Source organism: Cronobacter sp. HA18006 (genome assembly GCF_011605445.1).
Lineage (GTDB): Bacteria > Pseudomonadota > Gammaproteobacteria > Enterobacterales > Enterobacteriaceae > Cronobacter > Cronobacter sakazakii.
The window spans coordinates 318,098-336,625 of the sequence record NZ_JAANQB010000022.1 but is presented as its reverse complement, the minus strand read 5'-3'; the positions used below and the strand labels follow the sequence as shown (position 1 = coordinate 336,625).

Sequence of the window (18,528 nt, the reverse complement as noted above, 5' to 3'; positions counted from 1 at the left end):
GCGCCTCCTCCCTGAGGCGCCGTGGCGTTAGACCATATTGACGTGCAATCCGTGCTGGATCAGGACATCCCCCAACGTGTTGGTTTGCGAGCTGTTATGCCAGACATCAAACTGCACGCCATCCACTTCGCGCTGTCCGCTCACTTCCCAGATATCGCTGCCGCCTTTCACCAGATTGACCTGATCCCCGTTCACGCCTTTGACGATCAGATCGTCTTCTGGTTTGTCGGTGATGGTCAGCGCCTGGTGCAGATCCAGCGTCAGGCTGTTGGTGCCGGACTTACCGAGATCGAAGATCTCGATGTGCTGGACCTGTCCGCTCAGCGCCGTCAGGTCGAGTTTGAGATTGACGCCATCGATAACCAAGGTGTCGGTCCCCGCGCCGCCGTCGAGCGACGCAAAGCCAAGCGAGGCGAGATGAATCGTGTCGCTGCCGCTACTGCCCTGCACCGACTCGCCGCTCTGGCTGGTGCCATCGGCGAGATCGATGCTGACCCCGCCGATAGTATAGCCACCCGCTACGCTGCTGCTGTCGTCCGCCACGGTGGAACCGCTATCACTGTTTGTTTCTGTGATCGCGCCAACAGCGGCGATTTTCGCGGTCACCGCAGACTGCTGGCTGTCGGCTGTCGTCGCGGTCTGACTGGTCTCATCAGCCAGCGCGAACAGCGAGGCTTCATGCTCAACGCTCGCGGCCGCAAACGTGGCTGGCGGCGTGTTGGAGATAATCTGCCCGCCGAGCCCGACGTTGAGGTACCCGGTATTGCCCGCCACATCAGTGGCGTAAATATTCAGCACGCTGGAGAGCGACAGCAGTTGCAGAATATTCAGCCCCAGCCCGAGGTTTGCTGACCAGTTGCCATTGCTGTCGGTAATAGCCGTGGTATTGACCGTCCCGTTCAGCAGTGACAGATGCACCACCGAGCCCGGCGCCAGGTTAGCGGAGCCGCCGCGCAGCGTCAGGCCTGTTGAGAGCAGCGCCAGCGGGTTAAGGCTGGTCAGCGGGTTGAACGTCAGCGTCGGCGTGGTGAGTTTCACCGTCACGTCGCTGCTGGTGCTGTTGACGTTGCCCACTTTATCCGTCACCGAGACACCCACTTTCAGCGCGCCGTTGGACAGCCCATCCAGAATCGAGCTGCTGACCGGCAGCGACCAGGTGCCGTCGCTCGCCACCGTCGCGTTATAGGTGTTTGTGCCAAGCGTCACTTTCACCGTCGCGCCATCCGCCGCGCCGGTGATTTTCCCGCTGATCGTCTGGCCGCTGCCCGCCTCGCTAACGTTCAGATAGCCATCGTTACCAAACAGCGAGGTGAGCGACACGGTCGGCAGCGAATGGGTAATGACATTCAGCACGCCGCTGGTGTTAGCGCTGTTGCCCGCCGGGTTGGTGACGCTCGCGTTCACCGTCAGCGTGCCGTCGAGCAGCCCGCTGAGGTCGGTTTTCGGCACCGACAGCTGCCAGGTGCCGTCATTACCGACGGTGGTGACGTAATTTTTACCGCCAAGCGACACCGTGACCTGCGAGCCGACAGCGTTGGTGCTGGTGCCGGAAATGGTCTGGGCGCTCAGGATATCGGTAGCGTTAAGGCCGTTGTCGCCAAACAGCGAGGTGATGGCGAGCGTCGGCAGCGCGCCGATATTCACCGTCAGCCCGTTACTGCCGCTGGCGGTGTTACCTGCCGCGTCGCGCGCCGTCACGGTGACGTTCAGCGGGCCGTCGGTCAGCCCCTGCAGAGACGTGGTTGGCACCGACACCTGCCAGGTGCCGTCGGCGCGCACCGTGGTGTTAAACGTCAGCGCGCCCAGTTTGACCGTTAGTGCGCTTCCCGCCGCCAGGTTAGTGGCGGTGCCGCTGATAAGCTGTGGGCTTAACAGATCGCTGAGGCTCAGGATGCCATCCCCAAAGATGGGGTTGACCGCCACCTGCGGCAGCGCCTGAACAATCGCATTCACTATCTGCGACCCGGTCGCCACGTTGCCGACCGGGTCAGTAACGCTGGCGCTGACCGCAAGCGTGCCGTCCTGGAGGCCTTTCAGCGTTGCCGCCGGTACATTCACCGACCAGGCACCGTTACTAATCGCCGCCGTGAAGGTGCTGCCCCCCACATTAAGCGTGACCGTACCGCTCGTGAGGTTGCTGGTGCCGCTGATAACCTGCCCGGCGTTCGCCTCCGCCGCGTTCAGCCAGCCGTCGCCGCCAAACAGCGTATTGATGGCGACCGTCGGCAGCGTGGTGATGCCCACGACCACCGGCGTTCCGTTGACCGTCGTGGTATTGCCGTCCGGCGTGGTGATGGTGACGCGCGGTGTCAGCGAGCCCTCCGCCAGCGAGGCGAGATCGGTCGGGTTAAGCTGGATAGTAAAGCGCCCGCCTGTGCCCACCGTGCCGGTAAAGGTGCGCGCGCCCAGCGCTACGGAGACGCTGGAGCCTGCCGTCGCGTTGGTGACGACGCCTGAAATGGTCTGGCTGACCAGCGCGTCGGCGGCATTCAGCAGCCCGTCGCCAAAGACCGAGAGCGACGAGAGCGCCGGTGCCAGCAGATCCAGCGTCAGCGAGCCCGTCGCCGAGGCCGAGTTGCCGTTAACGTCAGAGGCGGTCACGGTTACCGTCTGGTTTCCGGTCGCTATTCCTGTTAACGCGCTCTGCACGGCCTCCGGCAGATTGACGCTCCAGACGCCGTTCGGGCCGACCGTCGCCGTAAAGGCTGGCGTACTGCCAATCTGAATGGTCAGCGTCTGCCCGGCGAGGCCGGTGGTGGTGCCGCTCAGCGTGCCCTGCAACAGCTCAGGAATACTCAGCGTGCCGTCGCCGAACAGCGAGCCGATATTAATCGTCGGCAGGTTATTAATGGCGACGTTAAAGGTCGCGCCGGTAGTGTTGACGTTGCCCGCATTATCGGTGACCACCACCTGCAACGCGGCCTGGCCATCCGGCAGCGCGCCGAGCAGTGTTGAGGGCAGCGTCGCCGTCCAGCGGCCGGTGTCATCCACTACCGCCGTCAGGCGCTGGCCTGCGAAGTTAACGATAATTGACGAGACATTTTCCGCGTTGCTGACGACGCCGCTGATGGTCTGGTTAACCGTACTTTCAGCAAAGTTAATCAGGTTATCGGTGCCCACCAGCACCTGGCTTACCACCGGTACATCGGTCAGCGCCAGGTTGATATCGATAATCTTATTCGTGACGTTGCCGAAGGCGTCGGTGACGTTGAGCTGCACCTGCAGCGTGTTATCGACAATGCCCTGCCAGAGGCTTGGCGGGAAGTCGACCGAAATGCGCCCGTCGCCGCCCACCAGCGCGTTTAGCGGAATGTTGACATCGGTGCCGACCAGCGTCGCCGTCACCGTCGCGCCGCGATAGTCACCGCTTAGTTGCCCCGTCAGCGTCTGGGTGACCAGCGATTCCGCCACGTTCAGGATGCCGTCGCCGCCGAACAGATCGTCCACCAGCACACCAAACCCTTTATTCAACGCCACGTTCAGCGCCACGTTATTGGTGGACGTGTTGCCCTGCGCGTCGGTGGAGGAGATGTTGATCACCTGCGCGCCGTCGGTGAGCGTAGTGAGATCGAGCTGCGGGAAGGTATATTTCCAGTTGCCGTTCTGATCCACGGTGGCGGTTTCGGTCAACGGCCCGAGACGCAGCGTCACCGTCTGGCCCGGCTCGCCGGTGCCCTGCAAAAGCAGTCCGCCCGCCGCATTCACGGTGTTGAGCACCGCAGGCACGCCCGCGGCGTCCACCGTCAGCAGCGGCCCGGTGGTATCCAGCGTAATGTTGCGGGTGTCGGTATCCACGTTGCCCGCGGCGTCGGTAAGCGTCGCCGTCACCGGGTAAGTGCCATCGGAAAGCCCGTTAAGCGCGCTTTGCGGTACGGTGACGCTCCATGCGCCATCCGCGCCCACCACGGCGTAGTAAGTTTCGCCGTTAAAGGTGACCGTGACCTGCCGCCCCGCCTCGGAGGTGCTGGCGGTGCCATTGAGCACCAGCGGCTGGCTGGCTTCGGAGGCATCAATCACGTTATCACCCGCGATAGTACCCACGGTCACCACCGGCGGTACGGTATCGAGCGTGACGGTAACGTTGGTCGTGGCAGGCGTGCCGCCATCGGTCGTCGCAACGATGGTGTAATTGCCCTGGTTCGGGAACTGCGTGGCGGGCACATCCAGCGACCAGCTGCCATCCGGCTGAACGGTCGCCGTGCCGACGGCGGTGCCGTTGATCTGCACGGTCACCTGCGAGACGCCGCCCAGCGTGGTGCCGGAAATCGTCACCGCATCGCCCAGCTCGCCCGCGTTGATGATGTTATCGCCCGCCACCGGATTAATGGCGACGGCCACCGCAGGCGGCGTGGTGTCGATATCCACGTTTACCGCAGGCGCGCTCGCCACGTTGCCCGCTTTATCGGTGACGGTGGCGGTGATCTGCTCGGGGCCGTTAGCCAGCGTCGCCAGCTGTGCTGGTGAGAGCTGAAGCGACCAGGTATTGCCGTTCTGCACCGTGGTAGTAAAGGTCTGGCCCGCCAGCGTCACCGTAATGGTCTGCCCCGGTTCAACATTCGTGACCGTACCGGTGATGGTCTGCGTCTGCTGGCTCTCCGCCCCGCTCAGACCGTCGCCGCCAAACGGCGCGTCAATGGTAAGTGTCGGCGCGGCAAGCGATACATAGAGCGGCGCGGTGGTGGTCGCGGTATTGCCCGCGCCGTCCGTCAGGCTCACGTTCACCGATTGCAGGCCGTTTGGCACGCTCGTCCAGTCGGCGGCTGTCAGGCTCAGCGTCCAGGTGTTGCCAGTAACGGTGACGCGGTCAGGCCCGAAGGTTTTGTTGCCGATGGTCACGGAGATCTGGCTGTCATTCGGGAGATCGCTTGTCAGCGTGCCGCTAATGGTACTGGTAGCGCCCGCCTCGGCGATATTCACATAACCGTCGCCAAACAGCGGCTGAGTCAGCGCCACCTGCGGCGGGGTCAGCGCGGCCTGGAACGGCACCTCGATCTCCTGGCTGTTGCCGAAGTTATCCTGCGCCACAATGGTCAGCGTATGCTGGCCCGGTGACAGCCCGGAGAGCGCACCCGCCGGCAGCGGCAACGACCAGTTGCCTGCGCTGTCCACATTCGCAACATAGGTGGTGCCATTAACGTCGATAGTGACCGTCACATACTGGTTATCGCCCGTAACGCCGGTGGTGCCGGTAAGCGTCAGCGGCCCGTTGGCTTCGCTGATATTCAAAATGGCGTTATCGCCAAACAGCGTGGTCGCGGCAGGCGTCGGCAGTTGGGTCTCCACCTGGAACGAACCGGGCGCGCTGTCGGTATTGCCGTAAGCGTCGCTCACGTTAACCTGGAAGTTTTGCGTGCTGCCAGGGGTAAGGCCGGTAAACGCGGAAGGCGGCAGCGAGACCGACCAGTCGCCATTTTCAAGCACCGTCCCGGTGTAGGTGGTGCCGTTCAGTACAATTTCTACCGTCTGGCCAGCGCCGCTGACGCCGGTGCTACCGGTGATCGTCTGGGCTACAGCCGCTTCGGCGTTATTGAGCGCGCCGTCGATAAACGGCGTGTTGAGGGTGGCGTCCGGCACCGCGTTAATGCGCGCGTCAAAACTGGTGGTGCCAGTGCTGGTATTGCCTGCCGTATCGGTGACGATCACGGTAATCGGGATGGTGCCGTCCGGCAGTGCCTGGAGTTGTGCAGGCGTTAGCGGCAGCGACCAGTTACCGTCAGCATCGACGGTGGCCTGTACCATCGCGCCATTATTGAGGCTCACCATCACGGTGCCAATACGATCGGCCGGCAGGCCGGTCGTTCCGTTGAGCGTAGCGCCAGCCGCGGCTTCACTAGCATTAAGAATGCCATCGGTAAACGGCTCCGTGACCACCGGCGTCGGGAGCGGATCGGCGTAGACGGTAAAGGTGGCTTCCGGGCTGGTGGCGGTGTTGCCCGCCCGGTCAGACACCGTGACAGAAATCGTGTGACTGCCATCCGCCAGCGCGCTTAGCTGCGCAGGCGTCAGCGATACCGTCCAGTTACCGTTGTTATCGACAGTGCCGGTAATCGGCTGGCCGCCGTCGATGCTTATCTGCACCGTCTGGCCTGCGCCCGTCAGCCCGGTAGTACCGGTCAGCTGCTGCCCGAGCGCCGCTTCACTCTGGTTGACTGTTCCGTCGCCAAAAAGCAGATCCGGCACGGCCGCGGTCGGCGGCGTGCGCAACACATCCACCGCCACGCCTGCCGTCGCCGGGTTGCCGTATTGATCCTGCGCGGTAACGGTCAGCGTGTACTGGCCGTTTTGCAGCGCGTCCAGCGCGTCGGCGCCCGCGGTAATCTGCCATGCGCCGCCTGCGCCCACCGTGCCGTTAAGCGTAATGCCACCAAGGGTGATCGTAATCGGCGTGCCTTCCGGAAGGCCGGTCGAGGTGCCGCTGATGACGCCGCCGTTCTGGATTTCGCTCAGGTTAATCAGGCCGTCGGTGAACACAGTGCCTATCGCGAGCGTCGGTACAGTGTCGTTGCCGACCGTGACCGGCAGCGGCACCGTGCTGGTGTTGCCGGTCGGCGTGGTGACGGTCAGCGTCAGATCCTGTGGGCCGTTATCCAGCGCCTGTAACTGCGCCGCCGGAATGGTGATGCTCCAGGTGCCGTCAGTGCCCGCTACGGTGGTCAGGGTCTGGGTGCCGACCACCAGTTGAACGGTGGCGCCCGCCGTCGTGGTGCCACCGAGCGTCTGATCGGTGAGCGATTCAGTGATAGTCAAAAAGCCATCTTCCAGGAAGCTGCCCCCGTTGATATCCGTCGCAGGCGCGGTGGTATCAACCGTGACGGAACTGCTGTCGGTCGCCGTGTTCTGCGCCGCGTCGCGCGCGGTTGCCGTCACGGTGTAATCGCCATTCTGGAGGCCTGCCAGCGCCGACGCGGGCACCGTCACGCTCCACTGGCCATTTGCGCCGGTGGTGCCGGTATAAGTCACATTGTTAAACACGACGCTGACGATGGTGCCCGGCGCAAGGTTGGTGGAGGTACCGGTAATATCGAGCGGCTGCCCGCTCTCCTGGCTGTTGATGATGTCATCGCCTGCGATGGCGTTCAGCGTCACTTGCGGCTGCGAGCCCGGCTGGGCTGCGAAGGTCACCGGGTACTGCACAAACGCCTGGTTGCCCGAGGCGTCGGTGACCGTCACACCGATGGTCTGCTGCCCGTCAGCCACCTGCGCCAGCGCCGTGGCGGGCACGGTCACGCTCCAGGTGCCGTTCGGCTGCACCTCGCCCGTGTAGGTCTGCCCGTTGAGGGTAACGGTCACCGTCTGGCCCGGCTCCACGCGCGTCGTGGTGCCTGTGATTTGCAGCGGCGACTGCGCCTCCGTGGCGTTGATAAAGTTATCGGTCGCGACGGTATTCACCGCCACCAGCGGCGCGTTGGCCTGCGACGCATCCAGCGTCAGCGACACTTTTTCGCTTGAGGTATTGCCCGCCGCATCGCTGACCGTCGCCGTCACGCTGACCGGGCCATCCGGCAGCGTGGTGAGCGCCCCCGCAGGCAGCGTCACGCTCCAGGTGCCATCGCTCTGTACCAGCGCGCTGTAGCTCTGGCCGCCGATCTGTACCACGACCGTTTGCGGATTTTGCGGATCGTATGGCGTTGCGCTGCCGCTGATGGTGAGCGGCTGCGCCGCCTCAGTGGCGTTAACGATGTTATCGGCCGTGATGTCGTTCACGGTCAGTACCGGTGCAGTCAAATCGACGGTTACCGTACTTTGCGAGGTGTTCTGGTTGCCCACCGCGTCGGTCGCGGTCACGACCAGCGGTGTGGTGCCTTCCGTAAGACCCTGCAGGGCAGACGGCGGCAGCGTGACCGACCAGTTGCCGCTGCTGTCCACCACGGCGTTATAGGTGTTACCGCCAAGCTGTACCGTAACGGTCTGCCCCGCGCCCGTCACGCCAGTGGTGCCGCTGAGCGCGCCGCCCGCGCTGACTTCAGCGGCGCTGATAATGCCGTCGGTAAACGGCGTGTTCAGCGTGACTTCCGGCAGGTCGGTGGTGATTATCGTAAAGCTCTGGCTACCGGAGATGACGGCACCGTTTTCATCTGTACCGGAGACGGTCAGCGTCGCTTTACCGTCGCTGATATCCAGCGCGTCGGCGCGCGGTACGGTAACGCTCCAGCTGCCGTCAACGCCCGTGGTGGCCGTGTATTGTTTACCGTTAAGCGTAATAGTGAGCGTCGTTTGCGGCGCAAAGTTCACACTGCTGCCGCTCAGCATCAGCCCGCCTGCGATATCATCAAGCGAGACGCGGTTATCGCCGGTCACTGGCGACACCGTCAGCGCGCTGATATCGGTGTTGACGCTAAAGCCGCGATCGAGGCTTGCGCTGTTGCCTGCCGCGTCGCTCACGACTGCTGTTACGGTGTAAGCGCCGTTGGCAAGGCCTGCCAGAGCGTCAGCGGGCAGGTTAACTTCCCAGCGCCCGGCGGAATCCACCACGCCGGTGAAAGTATCATTGCCAAGCGTGATGGTGACGGTCTGCCCCGCGGTGACGTTGGTGGCGGTGCCGCTCAGCGTGACGCCGCTCGCACGCTCGCCCGCGTCAATCACGCCGTCACCGCCCACCGGATCGATGGTCAGCAGCGGCGCGCGCGCCGGATCCACCGCGACGGTAATCGGCTTCGTGGCGGTTGAGCTGTTGCCTGCGGCATCGGTCACCGTGACGCTAAACTGCGCCTGGCCGTTTGGCAGCGCCTGCAGATCCGCCGCCGGAATATTCACCGACCATTCGCCGTTCGCGCCGGTCACCGTGGTGTTATACGTTTTGCCGTTCAGCGTGACGACGATAGCATCGCCCTGCGCTGCGCCCGTGGCGACGCCGGAGAACGCCTGCGCCTAGCCCGCTTCGCTGATATTCAGCGCGTCATCCTGCGCGAATGGGTTGATCGTTAGCGTCGGCGCGTCAACGTCGACGATAAAATCGGTCGTCGTGGTCTGGCTGTTGCCAGCGGCGTCGCGAACAACGATTTGCAGCGGTACCGGCGAATCATTACCGGTAAGGGAATCCAGCGCGCCGGACGGCAGCGTGACCGACCAGTTACCGTTCGCATCCACCGTCCCCTGATACGCCTGACCGTTAAGCGTGACCGTCACCGACTGGCCCGCGCCCGCAACGCCGGTAGAGCCGGTCAGTACCTGATCCACGCCCGCTTCGGCCTGGCTTAAGGTGCCATCGGTAAACAGCGGATCGATTGTGGTATCCGGCAGGTTGTTGATAATCACCGTCAGCGTATGGCTGTCGCTGACGCCGCCCTGCTGCGCGGTAGCCGTCACTTCATAATTGCCATCCGCCAGCCCCTGCAAATCGGCCGCCGGTACGGTGGTCTGCCAGTTGCCGTTAGCGTCGACCGTCGCGGTGTAGGTGATACCGTTGAGCGTGACGGTGATTTCGGTATTGGCAGGAAGCCCGGCGCTGGTGCCGCGAATCGTCAGCGGTGAATCCGCTTCTGTGCGGTTAATAAAATCGTCGTCGGCGATAATGCTGATAGCGACGCCGGACGCTGCGGTATCGACCGTGATCGGTGCCTGTATCGTCGTCGTCTGATTCCAGGTATCGGTGACGCTCACCTGAATGTTGTTATCGCCATTCGCCAGCCCTTGCAGCACGACCGCCGGCACATCCACGCGCCAGTTGCCCGCCGCGTCTACCGTCGCCGTGGTGTTCCATGCGCCAATCGCAACGGTAACCACGCTGCCCGGCTCGGCGTTGGTGACGCTGCCCTGCAACGGCTGCGCGGTTTTGATCTCCGCCGCATCCAGCGCGTTATCGCCGGTAAATGGCGTGACGGTAACGGAGGGCAGCGCGGTTTTCACGTTCAGCGAATCGGTAATCTGGGCGGTGTTGCCCGCCGCGTCGGTGGTCGTGACCACAATCGGGTTAGCGCCAGGCGAAAGATTACCGAGATCGGCGGCAGGCAGCGTTACCTGCCAGTTGCCGTCGCTGCCGGTGGTGGTGGTGTAGGTTTTGCCATTGAGCGTGACGGTGACCGTCTGCCCCGCTTCCGAGCTGTTGCCGGAAAGCACCTGACTGGTCGTCAGCTCCTGCGCGTTCAGCTTGCCGTCATCGGTCACCGCATAGAGCGAGAGCGCAGGCGGCGTGGTGTCGATGTTCACACTTGATGTGGCGCTGGCGCTGTTGCCCGCGCCGTCCGTTGCGGTCACCACGATGGGCGTCTGCCCCGGCGGCAGCGCCTGAAGCTGTGAGGCCGGGATAGTCACGCTCCAGCCGCCGTCGGTGCCTGCGGTGGTGGTGTAGGTCTGGTTGCCAATCTGAACAGTGACCGTCTGGCCGCTGCCGCTCACGCCCGTATTGCCGCTGAGCGTCTGGTTCTGCTGCAAATCCGCCGCGCTCAGCGCGCCATCACCAAATGGCGTGACGATAGTGGGCGCGGGCAAATCGTTGATTTCAACGTTGATGACACGGTCTGTTGTGGCGGTAGTACTCCCGGAGGTGACGGTCGCCGTCACGGTGCGCGGGCCATCCGGCAGCGTGGCGAGATCGGCTGGCGGGATCAGCACGCTCCAGTTACCGGCGCTGTCCAGCACGGCGGTGTAGGTTTTATCGTTAAACGTGACGGTCACCTGCGCACCAGGGCCGGTCACGGTTGTAAAACCGCGGATTTCCAGCGGCTGGGTAGCCTCCGCCGCGTTGAGATAGTCATCGGTTGAGAGAATGGCGATGGAGACGGACGGAACGGTGCGATCCACCGTCAGCGTGTCGGTAACGGTGAGCGGCGCGCCGGTGCCGTTGGGCACGCTAACAGTGAGCGTCGCGCTGCCGTTGGCCAGCGCCTGGAGATCGCCGCTCGGGATAGTCACCTGCCAGGTGCCATCGCCGCCGACAGTCGCGTAATAGTTCTGGCCATTCAGCGTCACCGTCACCACGGTGCCCGCCGCGATGTTTTGCGTGGTGCCGCTGAGGATTTGATCGGTGGCAAGCTCTGCCCCGTTTAGCACGTTATCGCCCGTAAAATCATCCACCGCCAGTACAGGCCGGTCAAAGTTGACGGTAAAGCGCGTTTCGTTGGTGGTGGTGTTGCCCGCCAGATCGGTGATGCTCACACTGAGCACATACTGCTGCCCGTTCTGCAACGCCAGGAGATCCGCAGACGGAATGGCGGCCTGCCAGCTGCCGTCTGCGCCAACCGTGGCGGTGTACGTTTTGCCGTTCAGCGTGATGGTGACGGTCTGCCCCTCTTCCGCGACGCCAGTCGAGCCGCGCAGGATCTGGGTGGTCGCGGCCTGTTCACCGCCGAGCACGCCGTCGGTAAACGGGGTGAGTTGCAGGGTGGGCGCGACAGTATCGACGTTGATATCAGCCGTCTGGGTTACCGTGTTGCCGTTGACGTCAACGAGCGTCACGGTGATGGTGTTGAGCCCCTGCGGCAACGCCTGCAGCGCGCTGGCGGGCAGCGTCACGCTCCAGCTGCCATCCGCCCCGACAACGCCGGTGTAAGTGTTACCGTTAAGCGTGACGGTAATCGTGCGGCCCGCGTTAGCGGCATCTACCGTGCCGCTAATGACCTGGTTTTGCAGAACTTCGCTGCCGTTTAAGATGTTGTCATCGGTAAGCGGATCGAGCGCGATTTCTGCCGGGTCCGGGGTTTCTCCGCCGCCGTTGTCACCACCGCCGTTGTCACCACCGCCGTTGTCGCCGCCGCCGTTATCACCGCCCCCATTGTCGCCACCGCCGTTATCGCCGCCGCCGTTGTTGTTATCATCGTTGCCGCCACCACCGCCGCTGTTGCTGGCGGCGATCGCCACACCGGCGATACCGCCAATCGCCGCAATGCCGCCCAGCGCCTGCAGCGTGGTCAGCCCCTCAGCGCCGGTGAGCGCGCCAAGCGTCGTATCAGCCATTGTGGGTGTAATCGCTTCTGCAACCGCCGGACCCGCTTCAGAGGCGAACGGGAACAGCGCGTGGTGTACGCCTTTGTCATCCTCAAAAATCAGTTCGCTGTGCTGACCTTCCGCGTCGAGATGGAAAAAGTTCTGGTAGCGTACCGTTGTCCCGTCTTTCATATGGACAATCAGGTCATTTCCTTGCCGCTCATAAAAATTAACCGTTTCAGGAGAAGCATTTATTCGCACAATGCTGGTCTGGGATAAATTGACCACCCGATCTGCGTTCTCTGAATAATGGGTTATCACTTTTCCCGTATCCTGATTAAGTATATCTACGGTAGGCGAAAGACTATTTTGAACGGCCATTCTTCATTTCCTCTGACTGGGGAAGCACACAGCCCTGCACAAGTGTTCATTAATGGACACTTATGGGTTACCCCTTACCAGACAGGGCGGCAGCGGGGAGGGTTAATTTACAGAAACGTTATGAAATACCTTTAAAAAAGACTAAAAACAGCGACTTAACGCAAAACGAAGCGGTTTATGTGTACAAAACCTTATCAAAATGTATAAGCAACGCGGTGCGGTTTGGCAAAGAAATGATAAAAAAAAGAGGGCTTGCAGAATAAAAAATGTGGTCTACCTCGCTTAATTAATTGCTAAGTATTGGAATTTTAAAAAAACTCCACACCCGTTATTAGTGCAAAATAAAATCATCCAAAATGAATTAATCATTCTGTTCTTAAATAAACGTAAAAATATATCGTATTTTCTATTTTCTTTATTTGCCTGGAAATCCAGGGGGTATTTAACATGATGCGCTTATACATATCGACTCTTTGTGTAGCGGCTTCTCGCTTTATGCAACTACCGGAGAACTCAGCGATAAGGTCAAAAATGCAGCAGTCAGAAGGCGAAACGATATGGACTGGTCACGCACGGGTAAACTCTGTTATACTTAGCGTTACACTTTTGGGGCTGATTCTGGATTCGACGGGATTCGCGAAACCCAAGGTGCATGCCGAGGGGCGGTTGGCCTCGTAAAAAGCCGCAAAAAAATAGTCGCAAACGACGAAAACTACGCTTTAGCAGCTTAATAACCTGCTTAGAGCCCTCTCTCCCTAGCCTCCGCTCTTAGGACGGGGATCAAGAGAGGTCAAACCCAAAAGAGATCGCGTGGATGCCCTGCCTGGGGTTGAAGCGTTAAAACTAATCAGGCTAGTCTGGTAGTGGCGTGTCCGTCCGCAGCTGCCAGGCGAATGTAAAGACTGGACTAAGCATGTAGTACCGAGGATGTAGGAATTTCGGACGCGGGTTCAACTCCCGCCAGCTCCACCACTTTTGATAGGACTGCAACCGGACAGCGGCAATAAAAACAGCCACTTACGGACGCTGACCAGACAGCAGGCAGACCGAGAAAAGACAAAAATATGCACGTGAAATGCGCGTGCACTTTAAAAGAACCCCAGCTATCACGGTCTTGGGTTTTTCTATTTGTAACTAAGGGTAACAAAAATACTTCCCTCCCTCGCGCTGCGCTCGCCTTGATACTGTTTATTTTTACAGCAACAATACTGTATAGAACCACAGTGATTTCCGAAGGATTTTATGTTCGTTGAACTGGTTTATGACAAGTGAAATATAGAAGGACTTGAAGGGGTCAGAGAAATCATCTTGGCCGAGCTGACGAAGCGAGTGCACCAGATTTTTCCTGATGCCGAAGTGAAGGTGAAGCCGATGCAGGCAAACGGCTTAAATAGCGATGCCAGCAAAAGCGATCGGGAAAAGCTCAACCGCATGCTGGAGGAAATGTTTGAAGAGTCCGATATGTGGCTTAGTGACGATTTGGCTAGTTAGTTTAATCTCTATTGTACTGTATATAATATCAGCACCGACTTGACATTCAAAAAATAGCACTTTTTGTCTTGCTTCTACCTTTAAGGTAATCTATCTTTATTCGCGTCAAGCCCAGCACCGTCCGTAGATAATATTTAGGGTCTACACGATGGTTCTGGGCTATTTTTTTGGGGATTCAGATGAAAAGGACTGCTGTTCTAATAGATGGCGGCTATTTTATCCGCCGAATTGAGCACATAAAACGCAAACACTTCAAAGGGTTAGACCTAAACCTAACCTCTCAACAGTTATTGAAAATCATTTGGCGATTAGTCAAATATCACATTGAAGTTCCACATGGTAGCCACGCAGATCGTGAGCCGCTTGAGCTATACCGTATCTACTATTACGATTGCCCTCCGTTGGATAAGCAGGTTCGTTACCCAATCAAACCGCAGGGTCATACTTCAGCGCCTAACAAAAACTTCAAACAAGATCCTGGAAGTATTTTGAGAAGTGAACTCCATGAGGAGCTGAGGAAAAACCGTAAGACAGCTCTTCGGATGGGAGTTTTATCGTCCCACGCCAAGTGGCAATTAAATGATTATGCACTCAAAGATCTACTTGATGGCAAACGTAATTGGGACAGCCTTACAAATGATGATTTCCATTACGAGTATAAACAAAAAGCTGTAGATATTAAGCTCGGAATGGATATCACGATTCTATCACATGAGAAACAAGTTGATGTGATTGTTCTTGTCGCGGGAGATGCAGATTTTGTACCCGCAGCAAAACATGCAAGAATTAAAGGCGTGGATTTTATATTGGATCCTTTAGACCAAGATATTCCGCCAACGCTATCCGAGCATGTTGATGGTGTCCAATCCCCTAACATTGTTCTCGCAATATCAATGGCTTGTCAAGTCGAACCTACCTTCAAACCTGATGGTTGGGATGATATGATTGATAGAAGAAAAAGAAATAAATTACAGCGCCAGACTGAAAAAGCAGCAAACGAGTCTGCTATAAATAATCCTCGAAGGCCAGCAAGAAGACCAAGAAGAAAAAAAACCGCCTGACATCTTCCTGCACGATTTACGATAATCTATTGCTTATAAAAAAATATTAAAAATTCCTCTCCCGGCCACCGCGCCGGGTTTTCTTTATTCATTTTCAGGCATGTTAAGCATCCGGCGCAGCTTTTTATTCACGTCTTTCTGCCTTCGAGTGAACGCCGCCTCAGCTTCAACCTTCCGCTCTTTGTCCCTGAGCTTGGTAGGTTCTACCTCCACAGCTAACAAAGCAGTCAGACAATCTTCTTTCATAAACAAGTACGATGACTTGGGCCTGTCACTGACCCGGTAGGCTTTGAGTCTCCCCTCCAGAACCCATTGAGTAACAGTAGCCGTAGATATGCCAAGCAACTCTGCGGCTTGCTTTCTGGTTAAAGTTAGCTTTTCCATGATCAGCCCCACCAGTAAAAAGGAGACTATCAAATGAGCATAAATTTGATGAAAATTGAACAGATTTCTTCTGCCATCGGTTTCAAAAAGACCCAAATTTACAAATGGATAAAAGAAGAGAGTTTTCCCAAACCGTTGAAATTTGGAAGATGTTCAAGGTGGGTATCTTCAGAAATAGATGCATGGATAGCGGAGCAGATAAAAACACGCCGTCAAAATGATTAGATACCTTTTTGTAGGTTGCTGCTCATCAGCAAGGCGCGTCGTGTAGCACGGCGACAGCATTTCCCTCCGCATCTGCCAGGACTGCGTAATCCCCTGACCGGCAAAATACAGCGTGCCCTTTCCGTCTTTCATGTTCAGCGTGTCCATTGCTGACATCAGCGCGGCACTGTTTGGCTTCGGTGCGTTATCGTCGAAAAGGTTAAGCTGCGCCACGCCCTGGATTGAGGCGGCGATTATGGCTGCCGTTAAACTCAATAAAACAAAATGGCTATAACTTATCTTCTCAGCAAGTCAGCACAACCTAGATTTGCGTTCCGGTATTCGAGCAACAGGGAATATCGCTAGGTATGAGTAAAAACGTTTAGTTAGGTTATTCATAAAGACTAAAGTGCAATAAATAGTGAGATTTCACTTGGTAGATTAAAAAAAACAACCCAGTTATAATACTTTCTTCCGCAACTTAGCCTCTATTATGCATTGGAAAACCCGGCATACCTTTCAAAAGGATAAAAATATGCGTAAGTTAATTATTGCAATTTTATTAATTTGCATTGCCCCTGCCTATGCAGAAGGCTGGTATATAGCTAAAAATAATCAGCCAACTGTTATGTCAGACGACGGTAACTGGTACATGTTTCTCGGAAAAACTTCTGCTGGCGATCTTAACATTTACCTTACCTCACGAAATTTTTTCGAATGCCCACAAAGTGGCCCAACACAAGGCATGACCGTTAATGGCGTTAAAGTCCGCTGGTATCAGAACTGCGACAGCAGGATGGGCATGTACTGGTACGCCTACACGCCAGAGGGCAAAAGGTACCTCATTGGAGAATTCATGCGTAAAGAGGCTGTAACTATTCAAGAAAATGATCTTGTCATGCATTTTTCTGCGGTAGGCTTCAACGAGAAAACTCGTGATTTCATTAATGAGATAGCTGATCCAGGATTGTAAGAACTCATCTTTAGCATTGAGCTTACCTAGAACTTTTTAAGACCGACCATTTAAAGTAATGGCCGATGTTGCCGATATGTTATGTGCCTGCGCTTTGAACGCGGGATATCTAATAAAAAGACTAAGGGATTGACGCCCGCGCCCGTGCGGGCTTTTTTTCAAATTATTCTCTTCCCTCTGCTTCAGCGCTTTGACTTGCTGAATCCTCAGGCTGATTTTGCTGCTATTTCTCCCGCAGTTGTCGCTCATGTTCTGAACTCAGCTTTATCCATCGGTTCACCTCTTTCAGCGTCCACATCCACTTGACAGCGTGAAGCTCTTCTCTATCTCCATTGCGGCTCTGAAAGCCGATTCAATATCATCTCTGCGCGGCATATCCCCTCCCAATTAAATTATACTGTTTGGATATACAGTAGTTTTATCAAGTGGGGAGATCAAGACGGAGCGGCCTATTGATCTATCGCGCTGATATTGATTAAGCGCTCAGGTGACTGTACCCTTTGGTCTTCATAAGAGGTCATATCCCATGAATACATTTACTAGATTTGGACACTGGTTTATTAGAGTGATGGGGATTGCATGCCTGCTGATGTTGCTAACAGGCATGTCTTCTGCGAAGGGCTTTGTCGGCATTGATGTTGCTATGATAGCGATATGGCTCTGGGATGAGTATTCGCTATGGAAGCACAAGCAATAGCTATTTGCTGGAAAATAAATCCTCAAGCCTGCTAATTCTGGCTTCCAGTTTCTGCCGTTCTCGCTTGTGAAAGAAATCCCTTCGAAGTGGGCTGCCTACAGACAGCAAAAAAAAGCCGGAACGGGTGTCTTATTTTTGGTTGTGTCGATCAATATCCGTTGTAATGCTACACTTCTGTCCTTTCCGAATTCACTGATTTCAATAATGTTAAAGTCATTCGCCAAGTACACGTCTATAGGCGTTATTAACACGCTCATTCATTGGGTGGTATTCGCTGTTTGCATCTATGTATTCCACACAGGACAGGCTCTCGGTAACTTCGCCGGGTTCGTTGTGGCAGTTAGTTTCAGTTTCTTCGCTAATGCTCGATTCACCTTTAACAGCTCTACCACGACTACGCGCTACATGCTTTACGTGGGCTTCATGGGGTCGCTTAGCGCAGCTGTTGGATGGGCTGCTGATAAATGCTCTCTCCCGCCAGTTGTGACACTGGTCGTGTTCTCAGCTATAAGCCTGGTGTGCGGGTTTATCTATTCGAAATACATCGTCTTCAGGGAAGCGAAATGAAGATTTCACTTGTGGTTCCTGTCTTCAATGAAGAAGACACTATCCCTATTTTCTATAAAACCGTCAGGGAATATGAGCTTCTTAAATCGTTTGATGTAGAAATCGTATTCATCAATGACGGAAGTAAGGACGCTACAGAGTCAATTATCAACGCGCTGGCTGTGTCAGATCCGTTAGTCGTGCCTTTGTCCTTTACTCGCAACTTCGGGAAAGAACCAGCCCTTTTCGCAGGCCTAGACCACGCAACCGGCGACGCGGTTATTCCAATTGATGTAGATTTGCAGGACCCGATTGAGGTCATCCCGCAGCTGATAGAACGCTGGCGGGCTGGCGCAGATGTCGTTTTAGCTAAACGCACTGACAGATCGACAGATGGGCGACTGAAGCGCAAGAGCGCCGAAATGTTCTATAAGCTGCACAACAAAATCAGCAATCCACAGATTGAAGAGAATGTTGGTGATTTCCGGCTCATGAGTCGAGAGGTGGTAGAGAACATCAAGCAACTGCCTGAGCGCAACTTATTCATGAAGGGCGTACTTTCATGGGTTGGTGGCAAAACTGATGTAGTCGAATACATCCGTGCCGAGCGCGTGGCGGGCACGACTAAATTCAATGGATGGAGGTTGTGGAATCTGGCCCTTGAAGGAATAACAAGCTTCTCCACATTGCCGCTTCGTATCTGGACATATATTGGACTTTTCGTGTCGGCAATGTCTTTCCTGTATGGCGGCTGGATGATATTAGATACGCTAATTTTTGGTAACCCAGTTAAAGGATACCCCTCCGTCATTGTTTCGGTGCTATTCCTTGGGGGGGTTCAGCTTATCGGCATTGGCATTATGGGTGAATATGTCGGTAGAATTTACATAGAAACTAAAAAAAGACCAAAGTATATTATTAAGGATTGA

10 protein-coding genes, 1 other RNA gene and 2 pseudogenes are annotated in these 18,528 nt (G+C 56.7%); 8 read left to right on the top strand and 5 right to left on the bottom strand.

What is annotated here, in order from left to right; all coding sequences use genetic code 11:
• Positions 1-27 precede the first annotated feature (27 nt).
• The 3 genes and pseudogenes from G9X48_RS21670 to G9X48_RS21540 all read right to left on the bottom strand — a co-directional run bounded on the left by G9X48_RS21670 (position 28) and on the right by G9X48_RS21540 (position 12,243).
• Entirely contained in the window at positions 28-6,207 is a 6,180-nt protein-coding gene (locus G9X48_RS21670; RefSeq protein ID WP_347877708.1) for an Ig-like domain-containing protein, read from the bottom strand.
• Positions 6,208-6,240: 33 nt separating this feature from the next.
• Positions 6,241-8,850: pseudogene (locus G9X48_RS21665) on the bottom strand (Ig-like domain-containing protein); the annotation flags it as partial.
• 18 nt (positions 8,851-8,868) lie between these two features.
• Positions 8,869-12,243, bottom strand: coding sequence for an Ig-like domain-containing protein (locus G9X48_RS21540; protein ID WP_279537498.1), 3,375 nt, complete (start codon positions 12,241-12,243; stop codon positions 8,869-8,871).
• 62 nt (positions 12,244-12,305) lie between these two features.
• Here G9X48_RS21540 and G9X48_RS16205 point away from each other — a divergent pair, with 62 nt between their 5' ends.
• The 4 genes from G9X48_RS16205 to G9X48_RS16190 all read left to right on the top strand — a co-directional run bounded on the left by G9X48_RS16205 (position 12,306) and on the right by G9X48_RS16190 (position 14,795).
• Positions 12,306-12,506 (top strand): hypothetical protein, encoded by a 201-nt coding sequence (locus G9X48_RS16205; RefSeq protein ID WP_007850235.1) that lies wholly within the window; start codon positions 12,306-12,308, stop codon positions 12,504-12,506.
• Positions 12,507-12,851: 345 nt separating this feature from the next.
• Positions 12,852-13,215: a transfer-messenger RNA gene (gene ssrA / locus G9X48_RS16200) on the top strand.
• 303 nt (positions 13,216-13,518) lie between these two features.
• Positions 13,519-13,734 (top strand): DinI family protein, encoded by a 216-nt coding sequence (locus G9X48_RS16195; protein WP_347877707.1) that lies wholly within the window; start codon positions 13,519-13,521, stop codon positions 13,732-13,734.
• 179 nt (positions 13,735-13,913) lie between these two features.
• Positions 13,914-14,795 (top strand): NYN domain-containing protein, encoded by an 882-nt coding sequence (locus tag G9X48_RS16190; RefSeq protein WP_105629625.1) that lies wholly within the window; start codon positions 13,914-13,916, stop codon positions 14,793-14,795.
• 84 nt (positions 14,796-14,879) lie between these two features.
• Here G9X48_RS16190 and G9X48_RS16185 read toward each other — a convergent pair whose 3' ends face one another.
• Positions 14,880-15,179, bottom strand: a complete 300-nt coding sequence (locus G9X48_RS16185; RefSeq protein ID WP_208091290.1) for an excisionase family DNA-binding protein — start codon at positions 15,177-15,179, stop codon at positions 14,880-14,882.
• Positions 15,180-15,212: 33 nt separating this feature from the next.
• Here G9X48_RS16185 and G9X48_RS16180 point away from each other — a divergent pair, with 33 nt between their 5' ends.
• Positions 15,213-15,404, top strand: coding sequence for an AlpA family phage regulatory protein (locus tag G9X48_RS16180; RefSeq protein WP_105629626.1), 192 nt, complete (start codon positions 15,213-15,215; stop codon positions 15,402-15,404).
• Positions 15,405-15,428: 24 nt separating this feature from the next.
• On the opposite strand, the pseudogene G9X48_RS16175 reads toward G9X48_RS16180, so the two are convergent.
• Positions 15,429-15,623: pseudogene (locus G9X48_RS16175) on the bottom strand (DUF4113 domain-containing protein); the annotation flags it as partial.
• Between the two features lie 295 nt (positions 15,624-15,918).
• Between G9X48_RS16175 and G9X48_RS16170 the strand changes: the two are divergent.
• The 3 genes from G9X48_RS16170 (at position 15,919) to G9X48_RS16160 (ending at position 18,528) form a co-directional block, all read left to right on the top strand.
• Positions 15,919-16,356 (top strand): hypothetical protein, encoded by a 438-nt coding sequence (locus G9X48_RS16170; protein WP_105629628.1) that lies wholly within the window; start codon positions 15,919-15,921, stop codon positions 16,354-16,356.
• Between the two features lie 901 nt (positions 16,357-17,257).
• The gene (locus G9X48_RS16165) at positions 17,258-17,620 is read left to right on the top strand and encodes a GtrA family protein (protein ID WP_105629629.1); all 363 of its coding nucleotides are present in this window, start codon (positions 17,258-17,260) and stop codon (positions 17,618-17,620) included.
• Positions 17,617-18,528: a glycosyltransferase family 2 protein gene (locus tag G9X48_RS16160; protein WP_097567422.1), complete on the top strand. Its 912-nt coding sequence runs from the start codon at positions 17,617-17,619 to the stop codon at positions 18,526-18,528. Before G9X48_RS16165 ends, G9X48_RS16160 begins: the two co-directional genes overlap by 4 nt.